This window comes from Pyxidicoccus sp. M15 (assembly GCF_056858435.1).
The window spans coordinates 5755783-5780962 of the sequence record NZ_CM166495.1; the positions used below are offsets into that span (position 1 = coordinate 5755783).

General features: G+C 69.7%; 15 protein-coding genes. 9 read left to right on the forward strand and 6 right to left on the reverse strand.

Features of this window, described 5'->3' with window-relative positions; genetic code table 11:
• Nucleotides 1-31: 31 nt before the first annotated feature.
• The 3 genes from ACX9TP_RS21780 (at nt 32) to ACX9TP_RS21790 (ending at nt 8849) form a co-directional block, all read left to right on the forward strand.
• The gene (locus tag ACX9TP_RS21780; protein ID WP_482981641.1) at nt 32-919 is read left to right on the forward strand and encodes a hypothetical protein; all 888 of its coding nucleotides are present in this window, start codon (nt 32-34) and stop codon (nt 917-919) included.
• A 124-nt stretch (nt 920-1043) separates the two neighbouring features.
• On the forward strand, nt 1044-3203 hold the full coding sequence (locus ACX9TP_RS21785) for a hypothetical protein (protein WP_482981642.1): 2160 nt from the start codon (nt 1044-1046) through the stop codon (nt 3201-3203).
• Nucleotides 3204-3326: 123 nt separating this feature from the next.
• Entirely contained in the window at nt 3327-8849 is a 5523-nt protein-coding gene (locus tag ACX9TP_RS21790; protein ID WP_482981643.1) for a DNA repair ATPase, read from the forward strand.
• Between the two features lie 90 nt (nt 8850-8939).
• Here ACX9TP_RS21790 and ACX9TP_RS21795 read toward each other — a convergent pair whose 3' ends face one another.
• From ACX9TP_RS21795 to ACX9TP_RS21805, 3 genes are all read right to left on the reverse strand, one after another.
• Nucleotides 8940-9635, reverse strand: a complete 696-nt coding sequence (locus tag ACX9TP_RS21795; RefSeq protein ID WP_482981644.1) for an expansin EXLX1 family cellulose-binding protein — start codon at nt 9633-9635, stop codon at nt 8940-8942.
• A 48-nt stretch (nt 9636-9683) separates the two neighbouring features.
• Entirely contained in the window at nt 9684-10310 is a 627-nt protein-coding gene (locus ACX9TP_RS21800) for a CHRD domain-containing protein (RefSeq protein WP_482981645.1), read from the reverse strand.
• Between the two features lie 132 nt (nt 10311-10442).
• Complete coding sequence (locus tag ACX9TP_RS21805) at nt 10443-11327, reverse strand: LysR family transcriptional regulator (RefSeq protein WP_482981646.1); 885 nt, start codon at nt 11325-11327, stop codon at nt 10443-10445.
• Nucleotides 11328-11405: 78 nt separating this feature from the next.
• Between ACX9TP_RS21805 and ACX9TP_RS21810 the strand changes: the two genes are divergently transcribed.
• Nucleotides 11406-12062 carry a glutathione S-transferase family protein gene (locus ACX9TP_RS21810; protein WP_482981647.1) on the forward strand — a complete coding sequence of 219 codons (657 nt, stop codon included), beginning with the start codon at nt 11406-11408 and terminating at the stop codon, nt 12060-12062.
• 10 nt (nt 12063-12072) lie between these two features.
• Here the strand turns inward: ACX9TP_RS21810 and ACX9TP_RS21815 are convergent, their stop codons facing one another.
• Nucleotides 12073-13023, reverse strand: coding sequence for an ATP-grasp domain-containing protein (locus tag ACX9TP_RS21815; RefSeq protein WP_482981648.1), 951 nt, complete (start codon nt 13021-13023; stop codon nt 12073-12075).
• A gap of 107 nt (nt 13024-13130) precedes the next feature.
• On the opposite strand from ACX9TP_RS21815, the gene ACX9TP_RS21820 reads away from it, so the two are divergent.
• Entirely contained in the window at nt 13131-13994 is an 864-nt protein-coding gene (locus tag ACX9TP_RS21820) for a hypothetical protein (RefSeq protein ID WP_482981649.1), read from the forward strand.
• Nucleotides 13995-14074: 80 nt separating this feature from the next.
• Here the strand turns inward: ACX9TP_RS21820 and ACX9TP_RS21825 are convergent, their stop codons facing one another.
• Nucleotides 14075-18211 carry a protein kinase domain-containing protein gene (locus tag ACX9TP_RS21825; RefSeq protein ID WP_482981650.1) on the reverse strand — a complete coding sequence of 1379 codons (4137 nt, stop codon included), beginning with the start codon at nt 18209-18211 and terminating at the stop codon, nt 14075-14077.
• A gap of 124 nt (nt 18212-18335) precedes the next feature.
• Here ACX9TP_RS21825 and ACX9TP_RS21830 point away from each other — a divergent pair, with 124 nt between their 5' ends.
• From ACX9TP_RS21830 to ACX9TP_RS21840, 3 genes are all read left to right on the forward strand, one after another.
• Nucleotides 18336-20645, forward strand: coding sequence for a peroxidase family protein (locus ACX9TP_RS21830; protein ID WP_482981651.1), 2310 nt, complete (start codon nt 18336-18338; stop codon nt 20643-20645).
• Nucleotides 20646-20648: 3 nt separating this feature from the next.
• Nucleotides 20649-22220, forward strand: coding sequence for a lipoxygenase family protein (locus ACX9TP_RS21835; RefSeq protein ID WP_482981652.1), 1572 nt, complete (start codon nt 20649-20651; stop codon nt 22218-22220).
• 132 nt (nt 22221-22352) lie between these two features.
• Nucleotides 22353-22961, forward strand: coding sequence for an RNA polymerase sigma factor (locus ACX9TP_RS21840; RefSeq protein ID WP_482981653.1), 609 nt, complete (start codon nt 22353-22355; stop codon nt 22959-22961).
• A 67-nt stretch (nt 22962-23028) separates the two neighbouring features.
• Here ACX9TP_RS21840 and ACX9TP_RS21845 read toward each other — a convergent pair whose 3' ends face one another.
• Nucleotides 23029-24282 (reverse strand): cytochrome P450, encoded by a 1254-nt coding sequence (locus tag ACX9TP_RS21845; RefSeq protein ID WP_482981654.1) that lies wholly within the window; start codon nt 24280-24282, stop codon nt 23029-23031.
• 97 nt (nt 24283-24379) lie between these two features.
• Between ACX9TP_RS21845 and aac(3) the strand changes: the two genes are divergently transcribed.
• Nucleotides 24380-25180, forward strand: a complete 801-nt coding sequence (gene aac(3), locus ACX9TP_RS21850; RefSeq protein ID WP_482981655.1) for an aminoglycoside 3-N-acetyltransferase — start codon at nt 24380-24382, stop codon at nt 25178-25180.

Below are 25180 nucleotides of genomic sequence, written 5' to 3' on the forward strand. Positions count from 1 at the left end.
TACAGGTCGATTAGAGTGCCTGCCGGGCCCCATGACTGAGTTCCTCAGCGCCATCCTCGCCTTCCCGACCGCCGTCTTCACCATCGTCATGGGCGTGGTGCTGACGTACTGGCTCTTCGTCATCATCGGCGCGGTGGGCATCGACATGCTCGATGGCCACCTGGACTTCGAGAGCGGCGCCAAGGCCGCCGGTGGCGCGCTCGAGGGCGGGATGAAGGCGGCGGGCGGCGCGCTCGAGGGCGGGATGAAGGCGGCGGGCGGCGCGCTCGAGGGCGGGATGAAGGCGGCGGGCGGCGCGCTCGAGGGCGGCGCCAAGGCCGCGGGCGGTGCGCTGGAAGGCGGCGTCAAGGCCGCGGCCGCGCATGACCACGCCGCGGACGTGGACGGCGGCATCCTCGCGGCGCTGGGCTTCGCGGGCATCCCCCTCACCGTGTCCGTCAGCCTCGTGGGCTTCATCTCCTGGACGCTGTCCCTGCTGAGCGCGGGCCCCGTGCACGCGGCGCTGGGGCCGGCGCTCCCCTCGTGGCTCATCAGCGGAACCCTGGGCCTCGCGTGCTTCGTCGTGGCCATGGTCGTCTCCGGCCTCGCCGTGCGGCCGCTGCGCCCCATCTTCGTGGCCCAGCGCGCGCCCGGCCGTCAGGAGCTGATGGGCCGCGTGTGCAACATCTCCAGCGGCAGCGTGACGGAGCGCTTCGGCCACGCCACCTTCGAGGACGGGGGCGCGGGCCTCATCCTCAACGTCGTCTGCGCCAAGGCCAACGGCCTCAAGCGGGGAGACCCGGCGCTGATCCTCGGCTACGACGCCGAGCGGCACGTCTACGAGGTGGAGCCGGTGGACTGGCTCCTCCCGGAAGAAGCACAGCAGCTCGACGACCCGGGCAAGGCCGCCAGCATCGCTCGCGCCAGGGCTCGTCACTGAAGAGAGACTTCCGGCGGAGACCCTTTGGGAGGGTGGCCGTCGGCACAGCACAATCCGGGAGGCTTTTGCGGGGGGCTTCCGGAGCTTGGTACAAGGCCCGCGGTCATCACGTACAGGAAAGGCCATGGAACTCTACCAGCTCCTCCCCATCATCGCGGTGGGTGTCATCGTCCTCGGTGGTATCGCCCTCACCATCGTCCGGCTCTATCGCCAGGTGGACCAGGGCAAGGTCCTCATCGTCAACACGCTGAAGAGCGAGCCGCACGTCACCTTCACCGGCACGGTGGTGTACCCCATCATCAACCGCGCCGAGGTGATGGACATCTCCCTGAAGACGGTCGAAATCGACCGTCGCGGGAAGGAAGGCCTCATCTGCAAGGACAACATCCGCGCGGACATCAAGGTCACCTTCTTCGTGCGCGTGAACAAGACGCGCGAGGACGTGCTCAAGGTGGCCCAGTCCATCGGCTGCGCGCGCGCCTCCGACCAGGAGACGCTGGAGAACCTCTTCGAGGCCAAGTTCTCCGAGGCCCTCAAGACGGTGGGCAAGAGCTTCGACTTCGTGGAGCTCTACACCAAGCGTGACGCAATCAAGGACCAGGTGGTCCAGGTCATCGGCCGCGACCTCAACGGCTACATGCTGGAGGACTGCGCCATCGACTTCCTGGAGCAGACCCCCGTCGAGATGCTCGACAAGGACAACATCCTCGACGCCGAGGGCATCCGGAAGATCACCGAGCTGACGACGAAGCAGAACGTCTTCACCAACGAGCTGCGCCAGGACGAGCGCATGGCCGTCACCAAGCGCAACGTCGAGGCGGATGAGGCCATCTTCGCCCTCGAGCGCCAGCGCGAGGAGGCCGCCGCGAAGCAGAAGCGGGAGATCGACAGCATCCACGCCCGTGAGTCCGCCGAGGCCGAGCGCGTGAAGCAGGAGGAGCACGCCAAGGCGGAGCTGGCGCGCATCAAGGCCGAGGAGGAAATCCTCATCAACGAGCAGAACAAGCAGCGCCAGGTCGAGGTGGCCCAGAAGAACCGCGAGCGCGTGGTCGGCGTGGAGACCGAGCGCGTGGAGAAGGACCGCGCCCTGGAGGCCATCAACCGCGAGCGCGAGACGGAGCTGCAGCGCATCGCCAAGGAGAAGGCGCTCGAAGGCGAGAAGAAGCTCATCGCCGACGTGGTGCGCGCCCGCATCGCCGTGGAGAAGACGGTGGCGGAGGAGGAGGAGCGCATCAAGGACCTGCGCGTGAAGGCCGACGCCACCCGCAAGAAGGACGCCCTCATCATCACCGCCGAGGGCCAGGCGCAGGAGAAGACCGTCAAGGACGTGAACGCCGCCAAGGCCAACAGCGAGATGGCCGTGTTCATGGCGAAGGAGAAGCTCACCCTGGCCGAGGCGGACCTCGAGGCCGCCGACAAGTCGGCCAAGGCGAAGATGCGCCTGGCCGAGGGCATCCAGGCCGAGTCCGCCGCGCACGGCCTCGCCGAGGTGCGGGTGAAGGAAGCGGACGCGCAGGCCACCGAGAAGCTCGGCATGGCGCAGGTGCGCGTGAAGGAGGCCGAGGCCGGCGCCATCGAGAAGCAGGGCCACGCCCAGGCGCAGGTCGTCCGCGAGCGCATGCTGGCGGAGGCCGCCGGTGAGCAGGAGAAGGGCCTGGCTCGCGCCCGCATCCAGGAGGCCGAGGCCGGAGCCGTCCAGAAGAGCGGCGAGGCGGAGGCCATTGCCATCCGCGAGAAGCAGCTGGCGGAGGCCGCGGGCATCCAGGAGAAGCTGTTCGCCGAGGCCCGGGGCCTCGCCGAGAAGGCCGCCTCCATGAAGCTGATGGACGGCGTCGGCCGCGAGCACGAGGAGTTCCGCCTCAAGCTCAACAAGGAGCGCGACGTGGAGCTGGAGACCATCCGCGTGCGCAAGGACATCGCCCACGCCCAGGCGGAAGTGCTCGCCAAGGCGTTCGCCAACGCGAAGTTCCAGATTGTCGGCGGCGACGGCCAGTTCTTCGAGCGCTTCGTCAAGGCGGTGTCCTTCGGCACCGCGGTGGACGGCGCGATGGACCACGGCGAGTCGCTGAAGAAGGCGCTCGGCGGCTACCTCAACGGCGAGAAGGACCTGCCGGCGGACCTGAAGGAGATCCTCTCCAAGCCGGGCCTGAGCGGCGACGCGCAGAACCTGGCCGTGGCCGCCCTGCTGCACAAGATGGCGTCCAGCCCGGTGGCTTCCACCACCGCGGGCCTGAAGGCGCTGGTGGGCGACGACAGCCGGCCCTCCGCCGACAAGCAGGGCTGAGAGGCTGATGGGGCCGCCACCGCGCTTCGTCGCGGTGGCGGCGGGTTCGTACGACGACCCCCGGTTCCGCTTCCCCCATGAGGCGGGTTCGGCGGGGGTCTACGCTTCTTCCGGTGAACATCCATGGCAAGTGACGGCAAGGGCGCGGCTCCCTCGGGCGAGGCGGCGCTGGAGGGCGGCAGCTACGAGGTCATCCGCACGCGGCTGCTGGCGCAGGCGGACGCGCTCGGCGCGAAGGCAAACGACCTCAACGCGCGTCGCAAGGCGCTCTTTGGCGGCACGGAGCTCTCCGTCATCGGCAACGAGCGGGTGCGCACCGAGAACAACTGCGTCCCGCGCGACATCTCCGCCGTCGGGGAGTACCTCCTCTTCGGCTACAACGTCTTCATCGGGCTGAAGAAGGAGACGTCGGTGTCCGACGTCTTCTCGCTGCACCGCTTCGTGAAGACGGAGGAGGGCTTCGACTTCTCCACCGTGCCCAACACGGAGGCCGGCGGGTTCTTGGCGGACCCGCGCTTCGTGAAGGACTTCGGCGAGCTGTACAAGTACTACAAGGACGCGAAGCTGCTGCAGCTGCGCAGGCTGGACTCGCGCCTGCTGGCCATCTTCCAGACGGGCCAGTCGCTGCGCGACATCAAGGTCTTCCGCTTCAACGTGGACCTGGAGGGCCGCGCCACCTACCTGGACAACCAGGGCGAGCGAGACCACGTCTTCCCCGCGTCCCACGACTTCGAGTGGACGGTGGCCACGCGCGACAACTACGTCACCGGCCAGCACCCGCACGTCAACGTGCTGGACCAGGTGTTCGTGGAGACGGTGAAGGGCGACCTCACCATCAAGGTGGAGGACAACACCTCCACCGGCATGGGCATCTACAGCGAGCCGGTGGAAGACCCGGACCAGTCGCTGGACGACGCGGAGTTCGCCTGGGCCCAGGTGGGCACGCTCATCCTGCTGCGGGTGCTGCCCTTCCGTGAGAAGGCGCACCGCTACCTCGTCTTCAACTCGCGCACGCAGCACGTGGTGCGCATCGACGCCATCGGCCAGGCCTGTGTGCGGCTGCCGGAGGACCAGGGCATCGTCTTCCCCGGCGGCTACTACCTGCAGACAGGGGACTTCAAGGTCTTCGACGGCGCCGCCGCCAGCGAGGGCATGGAGTTCAAGCGGGCCATCCGCTCGCCCAACGGCGAGGACGTGCTCTACGTCTTCCACCGCCGGGACGAGGGCTCCTACGTGCTCTTCCCGTACAACCTGGTCCGCAAGGAGGTGCAGAACCCCCTCGTCGGCCACGGCATGAGCCTCTTCTCGGACGGGCGGCTGGTCCTCTTCCGCTCCACGTCCGCGGAGCCCACCCGCGTCCACCCCATGCAGGTCTGGCAGACGCCGTTCGTCTCCGCCGAGCACGCGGCGGCCACGCCCCCGGCGCCCGGCTACCTGGGCAAGGTGGGCAACGCGGAGCTGGTGCGCGGCATCTCCGACGCGCTGACGCTCCAGCGCATCGCGAAGACGGACAAGCCCACGCGGCGCACCTACGAGGACCTGGCGGCCGCGGCCACCCGCTCACTGGACGCGTACTACTGGCTGGGCCACGCGGAGACGGCCCTGCGGGAGCCGGTGGAGACGCTGCGGCGCACCTCCGAGCTCATCATCGACGAGTTCGAGAAGGTCCTCACGCTCCAGAAGCGCGCCACCGAGTCGCTCGCCACGGCGGTGACGACCCAGGACGAGCTGCTCCTGCGCGTGCTGCCCGAGCAGCTCACCACCGCCGAGTCCTTCATGCAGGCGCTGGCGGACCTGCGCAAGCAGCGCGGCCACCTGATTACGCTCAAGGACATCCGCTACATGGACCTGGGGCGGGTGGAGGCCCTGGAAGCCGCGGTGGTGGAGGCGTCCGACAAGGCCAGCGCGGCCTGCGTGGACTTCCTCCAGAAGGGCGAGGCGCTCCAGCCGCTGGCCACGCGCCTGGACGAGCTGCTGGCGAAGCTGGAGCCCATCCAGACGACGACCGAGCTGGCGCCGCTGGGCGAGGACGTGGACAAGACGGCCCACGGCCTGGAGGTGCTGGGCGAGGTGGTGGGCGGGCTCCAGGTGGGTGACCCGCTGGCCCGCGCGCGCATCCTGGAGGGCATCTCCGAGCTGTTCAGCCGCCTCAACCGGGTGCGCGCCAGCCTGGGGGCGAAGCGCAAGGAGCTGTCCGGCCGCGAGAAGCGCGCGGAGTTCGGCGCCCAGTTCAAGCTGCTGGGGCAGAGCATCGAGAGCGCGCTCACGCAGGCGGACTCGCCGGAGCGCTGTGACGAGGCGCTGTCGCGCCTCACGGTGCAGCTGGAGGAGCTGGAGGGCCGCTTCGGCGAGTTCGACGAGTTCCTCGGGCAGATCACCCAGAAGCGAGAGGAGCTGCTGGAGGCCTTCGGCGCCCGGAAGCAGTCGCTGGTGGACGAGCGCCAGCGCCGCGCGCAGGGCCTGTTCAGCGCCGCGGAGCGCATCCTCCAGGGCGTGCAGCGCCGCGCGAAGTCGTTCAAGTCGGACGACGAGCTCAACGGGTACTTCGCGTCGGACGCGATGATCCTCAAGCTGCGGCAGCTCGCCGAGCAGCTGATGGGCCTGCAGGACAGCGTGCGCGCGGACGAGGTCCAGTCGCGCATCAAGTCCGCGAAGCAGGACGCGCTGCGCGCGCTGCGCGACAAGCAGGACCTGTTCGCGGACGGCGACGCGCTCATCAAGCTGGGCACGTACCGCTTCAACGTGAATACGCAGCCGCTGGAGCTGACGCTGGTGCCGCGCGAGGGCGCGCTGTACCTGCAGCTCACCGGCACGGACTACTCGCAGAAGGTGGAGGACCCGGAGCTCTTGAAGTACCGCGAGCTCTGGGAGCAGCACCTCGTCTCCGAGTCTCGCGACATGTACCGGGCGGAGTACCTGGCCGCGTGTGTCCTGTCCGACGCGGAGGACGGGAAGGGCGGGCTGACGCTGTCCGTCCTGCACGAGGCCGCGCTGGGCGGCACGCTGCTGGAGCGGGTGCGCGCGTACGCCGCGGACCGCTTCGACGAGGGCTACGAGCGCGGCGTGCACGACGCGGACGCGGCGGCGCTGCTGGAGAAGCTGCTCCACCTGCACCAGGGCGCGGGCCTGCTGCGCTTCGCCCCGGTGCCGCGCGCCTGGGCCGCGCTGTACTGGGCCTTCGACGCGGACGAGGCGGGCCGGGCGCTGTTCCACCGGCGCGCGCGCAGCCTCTCGCGGCTGCGCACCACCTTCGCCTCCACCGGCGGGATGGCGGACCTGGGCACCGAGCTGGGCGAGCGCGTGGCCGCGTTCCTCACCTCGCACGGCCTCGCGCACTCGCCCGCGGAGGCGCGGCAGGCGGGCCGCTACCTCGTGGAGGAGCTGGGCGTGGAGCGCCCGCGCTTCACCACCAGCGGCGAGGCCCTGGCCCTGAAGGACCTGTTCCTCGGGCAGCTGGACCGGCAGGGCTCGCGCTCGGCCTTCGAGGACGACCTGCGCGGGCTGGAGAAGGACCTGGGCTCGCGGCTGGAGATTTCGCGCGCCTGGGTGGACGCGTACCTGACCCAGCGCGAGGAGGGCCCCGGCGCGTGGACGCACGTGGCGCTGGAGACGGCGGTGCTGCTGCTCACCGAGCGCAAGCTGGACCGCGAGCCGGCGGGCGCGCTGACGGCCAGCGAAGTCACCGCGCTGCTGGGCAACCACCCGCGCATCCAGGACCGCAAGCTGCCCGTGCGCCTGGACGAGTTCCTCGCCCGCACGGGCGAGTTCCGGCAGGTGCGGGTGCCGCAATACCAGGCCTACCGCGCCATGCTGCGCGACTTGCTGGACCGCGAGCGGCGCAAGCTGCGGCTGGAGGAGCTGACGCCGAAGGTGCTCAGCTCGTTCGTGCGCAACCGCCTCATCGACGAGGTGTACCTGCCGCTCATCGGCGCCAACCTGGCCAAGCAGCTGGGCGCGGCGGGCGAGGGCAAGCGCACGGACCGCATGGGCATGCTGCTGCTCATGTCGCCTCCGGGCTACGGCAAGACGACGCTGATGGAGTACGTGGCCAGCCGGCTGGGCCTCACCTTCGTGAAGGTGAACGGCCCCGCCCTGGGCCACGCGGTGAAGTCCCTGGACCCGGCCGAGGCGCCCAACGCCACGTCCCGCCAGGAGGTGGAGCGCATCAACCTGTCCTTCGAGATGGGCAACAACGTGATGCTCTACCTCGACGACATCCAGCACACGGACCCGGAGCTGCTCCAGAAGTTCATCTCGCTCTGCGACGGCCAGCGCCGGATTGAAGGCGTGTGGAACGGCCGGACGCGCACGTACGACCTGCGCGGCAAGAAGTTCTGCGTCGTCATGGCGGGCAACCCGTACACGGAGACGGGCGAGCGCTTCCGCATTCCCGACATGCTCGCCAACCGCGCGGACACCTACAACCTGGGTGACATCCTCGACGGGAAGGAGCACCTGTTCGCGCTCAGCTACATCGAGAACGCGCTGACCTCGAACCTGGCGACGGCGCCGCTGGCCACCCGGGACCCGGCCGACACGCACCGCCTCATCCGCATGGCGCAGGGCGAGGAGGTGCCCGCGGGCGAGCTGAAGCACGGCTACGCGGCGGCGGAGCTGCAGGAAGTCGTCGCGGTGTTCCAGCGCATGTTCAAGGTGCAGTCGGTGCTGCTGAAGGTGAACATGCAGTACATCGCCTCGGCGGCGCAGGACGAGCGCTTCCGCAGTGAGCCCGCGTTCAAGTTGCAGGGCAGCTACCGCAACATGAACAAGCTGACGGAGAAGGTCGTCGCGGCGATGACGGACGACGAGCTGGAGCGGCTCATCGACGACCACTACCAGGGCGAGTCGCAGACGCTCACCACGGCGGCGGAGCAGAACCTGCTCAAGCTGGCGGAGATGCGCGGCCGGCTGACGCCGGAGAAGGCGAAGCGCTGGGAGGACATCAAGCAGGGCTTCGCGCGCGTGAAGCGCATGGGGGGCAAGGAGGACGACCCCGTGGCCCGCGTCACCGGCCAGCTCAGCGGAATCGAGGAGCAGCTCGGCGCCGTGCGCGACGCGGTGGTGCAGGCGGCCGCGCAGGTGTCCCGTGGCGGCGAGCAGGACACGCATCCGGCGGGGGAGGTGCTGCCCCACCTGGAGTCCCTGCGCGACGCCGTGCTGGAGGTGGCGAAGGTGGGCCGCGAGGTGATGGCCACGCCGCCGCCCGCGCCGGCCCCTGCCGCCGCGCCGGCCCCGGACCTGGCGCCGTACCTCAAGCACCTGGCGCAGCTGCTCAAGGCGCTCACGGAGCGGGTGGCGGTGCAGGCGCAGCCGTCGGCGGCCCCGGCCGTGGTGGCGGCGCAGGCGCCCGCGCCGGACTTCGGGCCCTACATGGAGCAGCTCTCGCGGGCCATCGCCGCGCTGGCGGACCGGCCGGTGAACGTGTCGGCCAGCGTGCCGGCGGAGGCGCTCCAGCGCACGGCCGTCGCCGGGCCGTCTCCGGCGGAGCTGAGCCGGCAGATTGAGCTGGTGGAGGGCGTGCTCCTCCCCCTGGAGCGGGCCTCGCGGCGCGCCATCCAGGGTGAAGGGGAGGGCGTCAAGTCGCTCCAGGTCTGGCAGAACGTGACGGAGGCCCTGGAGCTGCTCCGCTCCATGCTGCGCCGGTAGGGCCTCGGCCTCGAAGCAGCGAAGGCCCCCGGGCGCGGTGCTCCGCGCCTTCCGGGGGCCTTCTCGTTTCCGCCCGCGGGTGCGCGCCGGTCAGCGGAACTGGCTGGTGCCGTCGACGCTGTCGTCGTCGAGCACCTGCTGGAGGGTGTCCTCCACCTGCTGCCCGTCGCTGGCGGTGACGCGGAGCTGGAAGCTGCCGTCGCCCATGCCGTCGCCGTTGACGAAGTAGTTGTAGTCCTCACGGGGGACGTCGTTCCACCCGCCGGTGCCGCGCTTCCACTCCAGCTTCTTGATGGGCAGCCGGTGGTTGCGGACCTGGATGGCGGTCCACCACGCGTTGCTGCCGTTCTTGAAGTGGTACTCGAGGTTGCCGGCCACGTCGCAGGACACCGGCGTCCAGGTGATGTTGACGCGGCCGTCCTCCATGTCGGCGATCTTCGCGAAGGCCTGGCGGCTCAGGTCCAGGTGGCCGGTGTCGCACTCCGGGCAGCGGTCCACGATGCGCACGCGGACGTTGCCCTTGGGGCCCGTGACGTCCACGCACATGCCGCACGCCGCGCTGTCGGCATACTGGGGCGTGTTCATGGCCGCCACCATCAGGTCGCCGCCGGCCTCGTAGCTGCAATTGCCGGCGCCGGTGGCGTCATAGAAGGTGGCGATGCCTTTCACCTCTTCACCCAGCGGCGTACCGCCGCCGGACGGGTCGTCGCTGCATGCACCACACGCGAGGAACGCGGCGGCGAGGGGGAGAAGGAGGGAGCGGGACTGGGAGCGGAGCGTTCGCATACGCCGTGAATCATACCCGCAAGCGGCGCCCCGGTTCCGTGCGGGCGCCTACGGCTGGGCGGGGTAGAGCTGCCCGCGCATCTCGCCGTAGTAGGTGTGCGCCTTGGTGTGGAGGTTGAAGTAGAGCACGCCCTTCTTCGCCAGGGACTCCAGGGCGGCAAGCGTCTTCGTCTGCGCCAGGAATCCCAGCTCGGCGGGGCAGCTCTCCGGCAGCCCGGACTTCATGCCCTTCATGTCCTTGATGAAGACGATGTCCTTGTTGGTGAGCTCCAGGGAGAGCTTTCCATGGGCCATCGTCGTCGACAGGGAGCCGTGCTCACCGAGGTTCACCACGACGGGGCCGAGCACCCCGGGCGCACCGCAGTGGATGTGGAACATGAGGATGTCGGCGGGATTCACCCCTTCAATCTGGACGTCGACATAGGCCCGGCTCAGGTCCCTGGTGAACCGGACCTGCCCCCAGCCCCGGGACTTCCGACTCTCGCGCGGCGTGGAGGGCGCCGTGGCCCCCAGGCTCTTCTCCAGCAGCTTCGGCGTCTCCGACTCCTCACCGGGCTCCTGCGCGGGGCTGAGGAAGGCCTCGTAGACGGTGAAGGTCGTCGCCCCGAGCGCCGGCTCCTTGGCGTGGGCGGACAGGGTCAGCAGGGCAACCGTGAGGGCGAGACGCGTCGGCATGTGCATGGCGGGCTCCAGCGCGAAATGGCCGCAGCAGGAGTAGCCCGAGCCGGCCGTGGGTGATGGCCGAAGGTGGACAGGCGGTGGCCGTTATCTCGCAACGCGCCGCGCAAGCCCGTGACGCCAGAGGGCTCACAGCGGGTCGAGGAAGCCCCGGATGTGCGCGAGCACGTGCTTGACCTTGGGAATCTCGGAGAGCGCTTCGGGCACGCTGATGCGGAGCGGGCGCTCGCGGCCCACGGCGTCGGGCAGCACGGGCACCAGCACCTCTCCGGCGACGCCCGGGTCGGGCAGGTCCACACTGGGGACCAGTCCGATGCCCTGCCCGGCGATGCAGCACGAGCGGATGAGGTGGATGTCCGGGGTGATGAGGGCCGGCTCCACGCTGAACGAAGGCCCCCGGAGCGAGGGCCACAGGCGCGCGTCCTCTCCCGGTGCCTCCCACGAGAAGAGCTCGTGGCCCTTCAGGTCCTCCACGGAGCGGGGGACGCCCCTGCGCTCCAGGTACTCCGTGCTGGCAATCAACCCCTCATGGACTCGCAGCACCTCGTGAGACAGCCAGGGCCCCCTGGGCAGGGCCTCGCCGAAGTGGACCGCCATGTCCACGTCGTCCAGGGGCTCTTCCAGCGGGTCATTGCTGAAGCGTGCCTGGACGCGCAGCTGCGGGTACGCGGTGCGCAGCGCCCCGAAGAGCGGAGTGAGCAGGTGCGGCGGGAGCCCGACGGGCAGCACCACCCGCAGCAGGCCCGACGGGGCCTGGCCCACCTCCCGGATGGAGGCCAGCAGCGCGCTCGTCTCCTGCATCATGATGCGCCCGCGCTGGGCGAGCACCGTGCCGGCCTCCGTCAGGACGATGCCCGACCGGGTGCTCTTGAGGAGCGGCACGCCGGCGCGGGCCTCGAGCGCCTCGACGCGGCGCCTCAACGTCGTGCGCGACACCCCCAGGGAATCCGCGGCGGCCAGGAACGAGCCCGTCTCCGCGACATCGAGAAAGGCCCGCAGCTCTTCCAGGTCCATGCTCTTGCCTCGCTGCCGCGAGTCTACGCGAGCCGGAATGCCCGACGGGCATCATCGGGCCGGGATAGAAGGCGGGGCATGGCCCTGAAGCTCTATATGCATCCGTTCGCGTCCTTCTGCATGAAGCCGCTCATCGCCTTCTACGAGAACGGCACGCCCTTCGAGCCGCACCTCGTCGACTTCGGTGATGAGACCTCGCGCACGAACTTCCTGAAGCTGTGGCCGGTCGGGAAGATCCCCGTGCTGCTCGACGAGGCGCGGAACCAGATGATTCCGGAGTCGAGCATCATCATCGAGTACCTGGACATGCATTACCCGGGGAAGGTGCGGCTGCTGCCCCTGGAGCCGGAGCTGGCGTTGCGGACCCGGCTCAGCGACCGCTTCTACGACCACTACGTCCAGGAGCCGATGCAGAAGATCGTCGTCGATCGGCTGCGCCCGGAGGGGAAGAGCGATGCGCACGGCGTGGAGCTGGCCAGGGCCGTGCTGCGCACGTCTTATGAGCAGATCGAGCAGGAGATGGCCACGAAGCGCTGGGCCATGGGCGACGTCTTCACCCTGGCGGACTGCGCGGCGGCTCCCGCCCTGCACTATGCCGAGATGGTGGTGCCCTTCGGTGAGGCCTTTCCGAATACCGCGGCCTACCTGGCCCGGTTGAAGGCGCGTCCCTCCTTCGCCCGGGTGCTCGAGGAGGCGCGGCCCTACGCCCAGAATTTTCCGAAGGAGAAGCGCTGAGCCGCCAGCGCTACCGCGCGGTGCGAGCGCCTTCCACCACGGCCTTCGCGATGGCGCGGCTGATGGGGTGCCCGAGCTTCATCTCCACGTCGAGGTAGATGGGCGAGCTGTTGAGCTCCAGGAAGACGTAGTCGTCTCCGTGGTGCTTGATGTCGATGCCGGCGAAGGTGAGGCCGCACGCACGCGCGGCCTTGCGGCAGAAGTCCTTCACGGGCTCGGGCAGCGGCACCTCGCGGTAGCTGGCCTGGCCCCCGCTGTAGATGGGGTCCGCCCGGAAGTCGAGGTGCTGCTCGGGCGTCTCGATGGCCACGCAGGAGACGACCTCGTCGCCCACGAGCATGATGCGCAGGTCGTCTCCGCGCACGCGCTCCTGGAAGATGACGGGTGAGGCCGTGACGGCGTCCAGTCGCTCCAGCGCCTCGTCGTCGAGGGTGCGCGTGACGGCGCCGCCCATGACGGGCTTGAAGATGACGTCCTTCACCTCCTCATGGAAGGCGCGGATGGCGTCCGGGTCATTGGAGATGAGCGTGCGCGGCACCCGCGCGCCGAGGCTGCGCAGCGCGTGGAGCTGGAAGGGCTTGTATTGCATGACGCTGGCGGCGTGCGGACCGTTGACCAGCGTGGCGCCCTGGTGGGCCAGCTTCAGCAGCCACGCCACGAAGTAGGAGGCGCGCTCGCGCGTCTGCATGAACTGGTCGTGCCAGTCCTGGTAGAGCACCAGCTCTCCGTCCTGCTCCAGGGCGGGGACGAAGGGGGCGGGGACGAAGCGCAGGTAGAAGCCCCGCAGGTCGTCCACGCGCTGCCCGAGGTACCAGGTCTCGTCGTCCTTCATGGACAGCGGCCAGCCGTTCTCCAGGGCCTCACTGTCGATGATGACCGCTTCCGCTCCCAGGACGCCCGCTTCGTGCGCCACCGCCGCGCACTGCGGGTCATTGCCGTCACCGAAGATGCCGATTCTCAAGGCCGTGCTCCCAGCCCGCCGGGGGGTTCCGGAGGTGTCGCTTTTTCTCAGGCAACTACAAATGCCCACCGCCGACAATCCAGGTGTTCGCATGTAGGGGGAGTCCCGTGACCAAGATTCCGAAGGCACCGCCGTTCATCAAGTACGAGACGCCCAGGCCGCCGACGCGGCCGGAAGGCACGGCTCCGGGCAAGGCCCCCGGCACCGCGACGACGCTGGCGGTGGGTGAGGAGGGCAGCACCAAGCCACCGGGTGGCGGCATCATCACCACCAAGGCGCTCGGTGAGGAGGGCAGCACCAGGCCCCCCGGCACTGCGACGACGCTGGCGGTGGGCGAGGAGGGTGGCACCAAGCCTCCTCAGCTGACCACCCGGGCGGTGGGCGAGGAGGGCGGCACCAAGCCTCCCGGCGGCCCCGCGACGACGCTGGCAGTGGGCGAAGAGGGTGGCACCAAGCCGCCTCCGATGACGACGAAGGCGCTCGGTGAAGAGGGCGGCACCAAGCCTCCTGGCGGCCCCGCGACGACGCTGGCAGTGGGCGAAGAGGGTGGCACCAAGCCGCCCCCGATGACCACGAAGGCGCTCGGTGAAGAGGGTGGCACCAAGCCCCCTCCGATGACCACGCTCGCCGTGGGCGAGGAGGGCGGCACCAAGCCTCCCGGCGGCCCGGCGACGACGCTGGCGGTGGGCGAGGAGGGCGGCACCAAGCCTCCCGGCGGCCCCGCGACGACGCTGGCGGTGGGCGAGGAAGGCGGCACCAAGCCTCCTCCGATGACCACCAAGGCGCTCGGTGAGGAGGGCGGCATCAAGCCTCCTCCGATGACCACGCTCGCCCTGGGCGAGGAGGGCAGCATCAAGCCGCCCCCCGGCCCCGCGACGACGCTGGCGGTGGGCGAGGAGGGCGGCATCAAGCCCACGCCCACGCCCCCCGTGACCACGCTCGCCGTGGGTGAAGAGGGCGGCGCGAAGTAGCGCGACAACCGCTTCAGGTGTCCGAGGGCCGGGTGCGAAAGCATCCGGCCCTTTTCATTGGGTGCGCCTGGCGCGGGGGCCTACGAGACCTCGGCCAGGAACTGCCGGGCGGCCCTGTAGTCCACGACGTCGAAACCCTCGGTGAACCTGCCGCAAACCTCGGCGACGAGCGCACGGGCTTCGGTCACCTCCCCGGCCTTCCGCATGAGCCGGCCGAGGCTCACCGCCGCACGCAATTCGTGCAGCTTCGCACCCGACGCACGCGCGGTCTCCAGCGCCTGGCTCAAGGCCATCCGCGCGGCGTCCTCATGGCCCTGCCGGAGCAGCAATTCCCCCTCCAACCGCCGCAGCTCCGGAATGGCATGAGGCGTCAACCGCGTCTCCGTCATCTCCAGCGCCTCGCTCGTGGCGGACAGTCCTTCGGCGATACGGCCGGTGAAGAGGCACGCCCTGGCGAAGAACTCCAGGCTGCGGGGGTAGAGCGCCATGGCGCTCATCGAGCGGATCAGCGCCAGTCCTTCCTGAATCTTCGCGAACCCCGCTTGCGTCTCGCCCATGCTGACGGCGGCGCAGCCGTCGATGCAGGAGCACATGGCCAGGACGGTGGGGAACTTGTGCTCACGGGCCAGGCAGATGGCACGGCCCGCCACGGCGCGCACCTCCTTCGAATCGCTCGCCTCGTCCACGATCAACGCGCCGAACATGAGCACCCGGGCCATGTCATAGGGAGAGCGTGTCCCCTCGGCGAGCGCGAGCACCTCCGCATATTCCTGGCGTCCCCTGTCTGCGTTTCCCAGCAGCACCTCGCTGTAGGCCAGATACAGCAGCGAATACAGCAGGCTCTCGGTGACGTAGCCGGGGTGGCTTCCCGTCTTCAGCACCGTGGGATTCAGGAGGCCATGCTGCCTGGCCAGGACCTTCGCCTCCTTTCCATGGCGGCGGCATTCGACGAGCTGGCCTCGCCGGAAGGACAGGGTCGCCAGCTCGCAATGGGCCGCAATCAGGCTGAGCGGGTCCTCGCTGGTGTCGATGAGGTGCTGCAGGCGCGGCACCAGCCGCTCCATGTCCTTCCTGTCACCCCGGAGCACCGCGACGGTGGTGAGCCCCCAGAGCACCGGCATGGGGATGTCACCCGTCGGCTCGCACAGCTGGTAGGCCCGTGTGTAGGCGTCCAGGACCTTCTTGGACGTGAAGCCCGTGGTCGCGATGAGCGTCTCGGCCAGCTCGAGCTGGAGCGCGAACTCCTGGGTATCCCGCTCGCGCGAGGGGGGCAGGAACCCGAGCTGTTCGATGGCCCGGGTGAAGTGACCGGTCGCCTCGGAGAGCGCGGACTTCGCCTTGGCCCGCTCGCCCGCGCTTCGCCACTGGCTGGCGGCCTGCTCCGCCTGGCCCGCCAGGGTGGAGTGGTATGCCAGCAGCTCGGGCTGTTCCTCCGCGAGCTCCGGGAACTGCTCGGACAGCTTCACGGCGATCCGGGCGTGGTAGCGCTTCTGCGTCCTGCGGAGCAGTGACTGGTATGCCGCGGCCTGGATGAGCGCGTGCTTGAAGGTGTACATCACGGTGTAGGGGAACTCGCCGTGCCGGAAGAGCAGCCCCGCCTGCTCGAGCTGCTCGAGCTGCTCGCGCAGCTCCTTCTCCGAGACGAGCGAGATGGCCCGGAGCACCTCGTAGCTGAGCTCCCGGCCCAGCGTGGCCGCCAGCTGCGCCAGGGCCTTCGCGCGCGGTGGCAGCTGGTCGAGCCGGGCCACGAGGAGCTCTTGCAGGGTGGTGGGGATGGCGGTCTGTGCGGGCTCCGCGGAAGGGCTGGCCGAGTCTTCCCGCTGAAGCGCCAGCCGTGTCATCTCCTCGATGAAGAGGGGAATCCCATCCGTCCTGGCCGCGAGCTGCTCGTTGAGCTCCTCCGGGAGCGCCTTGCCCCGGGCGACCTGCTGAATCATCACCGCCGTGGACTCGGGAGACAGCGGGGCGATCTCCAGCTCCTGGAACCGGGGATGCCCGGCCCAGCCATGCTGGAACTCGGGACGGGCCGTGAGCAGGACGCCGATCCGGGTGTCCTCGAGGTGCTCCAGGAGCAGGCCCAGGAACTGCAAAGTGGACTGATCCGCCCAGTGCACATCCTCCACGATGAACCCGAGGGGGTGCTGGCTTGCCATCCCACGGAGGAAGGCCTCGAGGGCGGCCATGCTCCGCTTCCTCTGGTGTTCGGGGGGCTGCTGGAGGAATGGAGAGCCCTTCAGGAGGGGCACGGAGAGCAGTGAGCCCAGCGCGGGCGCATGCTCCGGGGGAAGGCCCAGCAGCCCCAGCCGCGCCTCCAACCGGCGCAGCTTCTGTTCGGGCGAGTCCTCGGAGGAGAGCGCGAGGAAGTCCTGGAGCCACTCGGTGAGCGGGTAGAAGGCACTGCCCTTGAACTGGGGCCAGCACTGGCACGTGACGCAGGGGAACTCCGCGTGAGCCTTCTGGTCGCGGAGCTCCTGCACGAGCCGGGACTTGCCCACCCCTGCCTCGCCTCGCAGGAGGATGCACGTGCCCTGGCCGCGCGCCACCGCGCTCCAGCTTGCGCCGAGCTGCTCCAGCTCACGCTTGCGTCCGACCAGCGGTGTCAGCTCGCCCAGGACGAGCACCCGGTCGAAGCGGCTCACGCCCCGGGTCTCTCGGAGCAGTTGATAGGTGCCGAGCGTCGAGCTTCCCGAGAGTCCCACGAAGGTCCGCTGGCCCGCGGGGCGCGTCTCGAACCGGCCTCGCACCAGCACGTGGGTCCTTTCACTGACGAGCAAGGAGTGGGGCGAGGCCTCGGCGGCCAGCCAGTTCGCGATCAGCGGCGCCTTGCCCTGGATGGAGGGCGCCCCCTGGAAGCCGGACGTGGTGTCGTCCACGGCCACCAGGTCCGTATGGATTCCCACCCGGATGACGAGGCCCCGGGCGCGCTGTCCCGCCAGCTCTCGCGGGAGCGCCTCCAGCAGGTGCAGCCCCGCGCGGACAGCCTCCGCCGAGGCGTCTTCCCGGGCCGAGGGATAGCCGAAGCACGCGAGCACCTGGTCGCCGACGCAGGCCATGACAATCGCGCCGTGCTGGTGGAGGACGGTCGAGCACGTGCGATGGAAGGCGGTGTCCAGCTCGTCCGGGTCTTCGGCGTCGGGCGCCTCGGCGTTGGCGGTGAGGGCGAGCCGACAGGACAGGAACGTGACCTGCCGCCGCTCGGCGACGCCGGCCAGCGGGTTGCGGCGCCGGAGCCCGAGCTGCTCGCGCACCCGCCACAGCCGCTTCAGCAGCTCGCCCCCGTTGGGGATGCGGTCCGCGGGGTTCCGGACCAGTGCCGAGGCCACGAGCTGCTCCAGCTCCTCGGGCAGGTCCGGGCGGAGCTCGCGCACCGAGGGCATCGGCTCGGAGGAGGTGATGCGCGCGCGCAGCTCCTCGCGGTCCATCTCCGGGAAGGGGTGCTGCCCGGTGAGCAGCTCGAAGAGGAGGATGCCCGCCGCCCAGACGTCATCTCGCATGTCGGGCGGATTTCTCTCCCACTGCTCCGGGGACATGTAGGCGGGCGTGCCCGCCCCGGCCCTCCACGCCGCGGAGCTGCCAGCGAGCAGGCGTGCCAGGCCGAAGTCGAGCAGCTTGGCCCTGCCATCATCGAGGACGAAGACGTTGCCCGGCTTGAGGTCCGAGTGGATGAGGTGGCGTTCGTGCGCATGCCTGAGGCCCGCGGCCACGTCCGTCATGATCTCGAGCTTGCGTTGCAGGTCCAGCCTGCCGGTTCGCAGGGTGGCCCGCAGCGACCTGCCCTCCAGGTATTCCATCACCAGGAAGGGAACACTCACCTGCCGGAAGCCCGCGTCCCGGGTGCCCCACGCCGCCACATCGTGGATCCGGACGATGTTCTCGTGGTCCAGCCTCGCAATCGCCTGGGCCTCCTCACGCAGGAGCGTGAGTCCCTCGGCTCTGCGACGCGTCAGGTGGGGCAGGAGGAACTTCAGCGCGACCGTGCGCTGCAGCTCCCGGTCCAGGGCGCGGTAGACGCGTCCCATTCCTCCATGGCCCAGCAGCGCAAGGATTTCGTACCGGGAGCCATTCAGGCCTCCCAGCCGCTCGCCCAGGGAAGGCACCAGGGAGGACGGGCCCTCCGCGCCCTCGAAGCTCTCTGGCGGCAATTGCATACGTACGAAGGTGAGGGTGGGCCTGCCCATCTTCAAGGCGCCCCGCGGACGGCGGCCCGGGGTCGTCACATCCCCATTGCTCCTCCCCACCTTCATCGACGGCTGTGACGGTCACCTTCGGAGATGGGCTCCGGGCACGAGCATCCCTGGCACTGGGGTGCCTCATGGACCGAACGGCGAAAGGAATGACGGGATGTGCGGCATTGAATTGGAGAGCGAGCCTGCCATCGCGCTGATGGAGCGCGGGGAATACGAGGCCGCCGCGAGGCTCTTGGAGCAGCGGTTGGCCAGGCGCGCGAGCGCCAGGGAGCACGGCCTGTTGGGGACGGTCCACCTGCTGCTGGGGCGTCCGAAGGAGGCCCACCAACAGCTGAAGCGAGCCCAGGCGCTCTCGCCCCATACGCCCGAATGGGAGGAGAAGCTGCGCAAGGCCGCAGCCGACCTCGTGTCCCGGAGCCAGGAGCGGCACACCGAGGTGCTTCCATTCGACCGGGACGAGCTGCTGGCGCCTCCTCCGGTCCCCGAGCTCCCCGAGCCACCGCGCCCGTACGCACCCGGCCCGGTGGACTTCCTGTGCGCCGCGGCCGGCAGGCTCGTGGGAAGGGGAGTCACCTTCTCCCAGCAGCTCGTCATCCGGCTGACGCGCCTCCGCCAGGAAGCAGAGCGCCGCCACGGCATCTGGACCGATTGGTACCGCAAGAGCCTTCTCGAGGCGCTCCTGGCCCTGTCCGCCATGCGCGAGAAGCTCATCCGGGACAACCTCGTGGAGACCTATCCAGCCGGTGCGCTGACGGCGTTCCAGGCCCGGGGGCAGGCCATCCCCCGTGGCGTCACCCACTTCCGCACCGCGGACGGCTCCTGGAACAACTTGAGCAACCCCAAGGAAGGGGCGGCGGGCGTTCGCTTCTCACGCAACGTGCGCCGCTCCGTCACCTGGCCTCACACCGGCGAGGAGCTGCTCACGCCCAACCCGGCCGAGATCAGTCAGGTCCTCCTGGCGCGCGGCTCGAAGATGAAGGAGGTGCCCTTCCTCAACCTGCTGGCCGCCGGGTGGCTCCAGTTCATGACCCATGACTGGGTGGGGCATCGGATGGACCTCCGGTTCGGGGTGCTCGAGGTTCCGTTGCCGCCGGACCATCCCGCGCGCCGGAAGTACTTCCAGCGGAAGCTGTTCGTGGGCCGGACCGCGCCGGACCCGACCCGCATGCCGGAAGATGCGGGCACGCCCCCCACGTACATCAACGAGGAGACGGCCTGGTGGGACGGCTCGCAGATCTACGGCAGCACCCAGAAGGACGCGCGCCGGCTTCGCACGTTGAAGGGGGGAAGGCTGCGGCTGGATGCGCGGGGCCGGCTTCCCGTGGACCACAGGGGCTTTGAAGAGACGGGCCGCACCCGGGGCTGGTGGGTGGGGCTCAGCCTGATGGCCACCCTGTTCGTCCGGGAGCACAACGCCATCTGCGACATGCTCGCGGCCCGCTACCCGGCGTGGAATGACGACCAGCTCTACAATGTGGCCCGGCTCATCAACGCCGCGTTGATGGCGAAGATCCACAGCGTGGAGTGGACGCCCGCCATCCTTCCGAACGCGAAGCTCGCCTGTGGCATGAACTGCAACTGGTATGGCCTCGTGGAGACCCTCACCAGGAAGCGCGAGGCGCGGCGCACCTTGCCCCTGCTGAAGATCGCCAGCCCGGTGGTCGGCGGGCTCGTGGGCAATGCACGCGAGAGTCATGACGTGCCGTATGCCTTGAGCGAGGAGTTCGTCGAGGTGTACCGGATGCATGAGCTGCTTCCCGACGAGGTGGAGGTCCGCCGCATCGCTGACCCCGAGGCGGTGGAGCGGCTGTCGCTGGCGGAGGTCTCGCACGCGGCGGTGTCCCGGCTCCACGACCGGGTGCCGATGGCCGACCTCTTCTTCTCCCTGGGCAACATGCATCCAGGGGCGCTCGTGCTCAACAACTACCCCCGGATGCTGCGCGAGCTGAGCATCCCCGGAAACCCGATGTATGACCTGGCGGCCGTGGACATCCTCCGCGCTCGCGAGCGGGGCGTGCCCCGCTACAACGAGTTCCGCCGCCAGCTCGGGCTGCAGCCCATCGAAACCTTCGAGGACCTGACGGACGACCCGGAGCAGGTCGCCGCGCTCAAGCGCATCTACCGGAGCGTGGAGGAGATCGACGTGCTGATTGGCAACCGGGCCGAGGCCCATCGCCCGGAGTACTTCGGCTTTGGCGAGACGCTCTTCCAGGTGTTCCTGCTCAATGCCAGCCGCCGGCTGGAGGCGGACCGCTTCTACACCGACAACTTCAACGCGGAGACCTACTCGCCCGAGGGGCTCCAGTGGATCGACGACAACGACATGAAGTCAGTCCTCCTCCGCCACTTCCCGGAACTGGAGGGGACGGGACTGGCCAACGTGAGCAACGCCTTCGAGCCCTGGGACGAGGGGAAGACGCTCCAGGCGCGCGACCGCCATCCGCTTCGGGCCCAGGGAGTGTGACCCATGCTGACCCAGCTTCGATTCTCCGCCTATCGCAACCTCGTCGGGCTCCTCGTGTGGGGGGGCTTCAAGTCGCATCGCATCCATGCACTCGAGCCCCCTCGGGGGGGCGCCGTGCGCTTCCGGCCCTACGCGCAGGCCTTTCCCGCCATGCCGATGCCCGGCCTCTTCGACGCGGAGAGCTTCCCCCGCGCGGAGCACGCGGTGCCGCGCCTAGTCCGCTTCAAGCTGCAGAAGGCGGCCTTCTCCGTCCTCCGGCGCATCGCTCCGCCTCAGGCGCCGCCGGTCCCCGGTGAGCCGGAGCGGTTTCTCGACTCCGTCTACCCCGCGTTCTTCCGTCGGGTGTGGCCCACGCCGCCCCGCGTCCCACCCGAGCTGAAGAGCCCTGGACCTGGCCAGGTGCCGGACATCCTCGCGCAGCTCGCGGTCCGCGGCCCGTTCGGCTCGTACCTGCGCGGCGCGAACGACAGCGAGGTGCGCGCAGGCGAGGCGTCGCCCGGGGACTACGTCATCGACCTCACGTGGATGCTCGGCTACCGCGCCATCGGCGGACTCATCCGCCCGGGGGGCAAGGCCGTGCTCTCGGAGCGCAATGGCCGCCTCGTCACCGCGGCCCTGTACCGCGACGGCGCGCCCGGGACGGCGAAGGACTCACGAGACCCGGAGCGCACCCGGGCCGCGTTGCTCGCCGCGCTCAATGAGGACCTGACGACCTTCCGTCACAACATCTCGGCCCACCTGGCGATCCTCACCCCCTTCGCGCTCGCCACGACGAACCGCCTCGGTGCGGAGCATCCGGTCCGCCGCCTGCTGCATCACTGCTTCCACACCGTGCTCATCGGCAACCGCGAGGTGGGGGAGTTCCAGCTCTGCGGTCCAGACGGTTTCTCCGCCACCATCTTCTCGCATGACCACGAGGAGCTCGCGCGGATGGCCTCGGACTACCTGCGGCGGTTCGACTTCTGGGACTTCGAGCCAGAGACGCAGTTCTCGCGGAGGCGCACGCTCCGGACGCCGTTTGCCTATCCCTACCGGGACAACGTCCTGCAGCTCTGGGAGGCGACGCATGCGTATGTCGCTGAGTACCTGCGCCTCTACTACGCGGGGGACATGGCGGTCCGCCTGGACGCGGAGCTCGCCGGGTGGCTCGCCGAGCTGGAGCGGCTCGTGCCGAACGGTGTGCGGCCGCTCGAGGGCCCCCTGACGCGGGAGTGGCTGACGCGCCTGTGCGCCACGCTGATCCACGTCTCCACCGTGGAGCATGACGTCCTGAACAACGTCGCCTGGGACTACTCGACGCCGAGCTGGCTCGTGCCCACCGCCGTGCCAATCACCGGTGCGCTGATGGACCAGCGCCGCGCGTTCGACCTCATCACCACGCTCATCGGCACGTGGAAGCCGTACAACATGCTCCTCGACGAGGACATCCCCGCGCTGGCGCTCGATCCGCGCGGCCGGCGCGTCATGGAGCGATGGCTCGCGCGGCTGCGGCGCATCCAGGCGGAGCTGTCGAAGCATCCCTCGCATCCGGACCTCGCGTACCCGGTGAACTTCAACGTCAGCCTGTCGAATTGAGGGCTGCCGCGCTGCCGGGTGCGCCCCCCTCCGTCCCCTCATCCCTCCCTCCCTGGCTCCGGTGTCCGCTTCGGGAGGGTGGGGAGCAATGCCTATCCTTAACTGCGAACGACTTGACCCCGAGGCGAGCACATGGGGACGGACGGACGCGCGCAGTTGGAGGAACGGATTCGAGCGCTCTGCACGCAAGGTGAGGTCGGCCAGGCTGTCGAGCTCGCCCTGCACGGCTATGGGACCGAGTTCATGGCCTTCATCAGGACCCAGCTCCGGGAGCCGGAGCTGGCCCAGGAGGCCTTCAGCGCCTTCAGCGAGAGCCTGATGAGGGATCTGCCGGGCTTCCGCTGGGAGAGCTCATTCCGGTCCTGGGCCTACCGGGTGGTGCGTCACATCTGCTACCGCGTGGGCACCTCGGCACGCCGGGAGGTGCCGGTGAGCCAGGGCGCGTTCGACCAGGCGCCGCAGCGCGAGCGCTCCATGACGCAGCCCTGGCAGCGCACCGAGAACAAGGACCGGTTCCGGGCCCTCCGCGCGCAGCTCGAGCCACTGGACCAGCGGTTGCTCATGCTGAGAATCGATCGTCGGCTGTCCTGGAACGACATCGCCCGGGAGATGGCCGCTCCGGACGAGCCGCTGACGCCCGAGGCGCTTGGCCGCAAGGCGACCGCGCTGCGGCAGCGCTTCAAGCGGCTCAAGGTCCGGCTCCGGGAGCTCTTCGTGAACGCTCCGCCTCCGCCGGCGTGAGCGCGGGGCGCGAGGAGCCGCCCGTCCTCCCGGAAGGCCACCCCGCGCCGGCTCCGTGCCGCGGCCCCTACGCCGGCACGTCCCAGGCGACGGGCAGGTGCTCGAAGCCGCGCAGCATCAGGTACGGCCGGCGCACCGTGGGCTCATCCGTGCGCAGCCGCAGGTTGGGCAGCCGCGTCAGGAGCTGCTCGAAGGCAATCCGCCCCTCCAGCTTCGCCAGCGCGGCGCCCACGCAGAAGTGGATGCCCTTGCCGAACGCCAGGTGCTTCTTCGCGTCCGTGCGGCGGATGTCGAAGCGCTCCGGCTCGGAGAACTGCGTCTCGTCGTGGTTGCCGGACTCGTACAGGATGAACAGCCGGGCGCCCTTCGGCAGGGAGACGCCGCCGAGCGTGGTGTCCGCCAGCACCTGGCGGAAGAAGCCCCGGACGGGCGGCTCCACGCGGAGGATCTCCTCGATGGCGGCGGGCATCAGGCTCGGGTCCTCCTTCACCGCCTTCAGCTGCTCGGGGGAGTTGAGGAGCAGCCACACGCCGTTGCCGATGAGGCCCGTCGTCGTCTCGTGGCCGGCGGAGAACAGGTCCATGGCGTTGCAGACCGCCTCCTGCTCGTTCCAGGGCGCGGTGCCACCCATCGACTGAGGCACGAGGAGCGTGAGCAGGTCCTCGCGCGGCTTGCGGCTGCGCTCGTGGATCTTCTCCTTGAAGTAGCGCTCCATGGCGATGAAGCCGTGCGCGCTCTCGACCTGCTGCTCGATGGGCGCCGTCGCCGACATCAACAGCGTCTTGTCGTCGGACCAGCCCTTGAGCTGCTGCATGTCCGAGCGAGGCACGCCGAGCAGGTCGCAGATGACGAAGGCCGGCAGCGCGAAGGCGAACTGCTGCACCAGGTCCCCATGGCCGTCGCTCACGAAGCCGTCGATGAGCCCGTTCGCCGTCGCCCGGATGGAAGGCTCCATCGCGGCGATGTGCTGGGGGCTCAAGGCCCGGCCGAACACGGCGCGCATGCGCGTGTGGTCCGGCGGGTCGCTCTGCACCAGGGAGAGGAACTGGGGGTAGCCCTGCTTGAGGACGTTGCGCACCTCGGGGTGCGGCTCGGCCCGGGCATCCAGCGCGCCCACGGAGGAGAAGCGCGACGTGTCCCGCTCCACCTCGGCGATGTCGTCATAGCGGGTGACGACCCACAGGTCGAACATGGCGCTGTGGAAGACGGGGCGCTCACGGCGCAGGCGCGCATACAACGCGTAGGGATTCTCTATCTGGTCCGGCGCCATCGGGTTGAAGGCGGCCACCGCATCCTCGGCGCGCCCATTCTGACTGGTCATGCCGCCAAGCATAGAACACCCGCTTCGCAGGATTCACGGGAGTTCAACATGAACACCCATTCTAATTATGCTCGCCTGTCAGGAGGCGCGGACACACATGAAGAGGACACTGGCGACCCGTACGAGCTTGATGGGGGACCTGCGCGGCATGGGGCTGGAGGCTGGCGACCTGGTGATGGTCCATGCGGGCCTCCGGAAGCTGGGCCCCGTGCTCGGAGGGGTGAACACCGTGGCGCAGGCGCTGCTCGACACGGTGGGCGCCGACGGTACGGTCATGGCGTACATGGACTGGGAGATGGGGGTCGAACCGGAGGACTTCGAGGACGAGCGCCTCCGCGAGGAGATTCCCACGTTCGACAAGCGCACCGCGCGCGCGAGCCGCGACCATGGGATTCTCGCGGAGACGCTTCGCACCTGGCCCGGGGCGGTTCGGAGCGACCACCCGGATGCCGGCGTGGCCGCCATCGGGGCGCGCGCGGAGTGGCTCTGCGCGGACCATCCGCTGCAGTACGGGTATGGCCGGGGCTCTCCGCTGCACAAGCTGGCGGAGGGGGGCGGCAAGGTGCTGATGCTCGGTGCGCCGCTGGACACGCTCACGGTGCTGCACCACGCGGAGCACCTGGCGGACATCCCCGGCAAGCGCGTCATGCGGTACCAGCGGCCCATGTGGGTGGAGGGCGAGCGGCGCTGGGTGGACTTCGAGGAGTTCGACACCAGTGACCCGGTGACGGACGCGCTGCTCGCCGCCGGAACGGACTACTTCACGGCCATTGGCGAGCAGTGCCTCGCGGAGGGAGGCGGCCGCGCGGGCCGCATCGCGCAGGCCCCGTCCTACCTGTTCGACGCACGCCGCCTGGTGAGGTGTGGCGTGGCCTGGCTGGAGGAGCACGGACGCTGA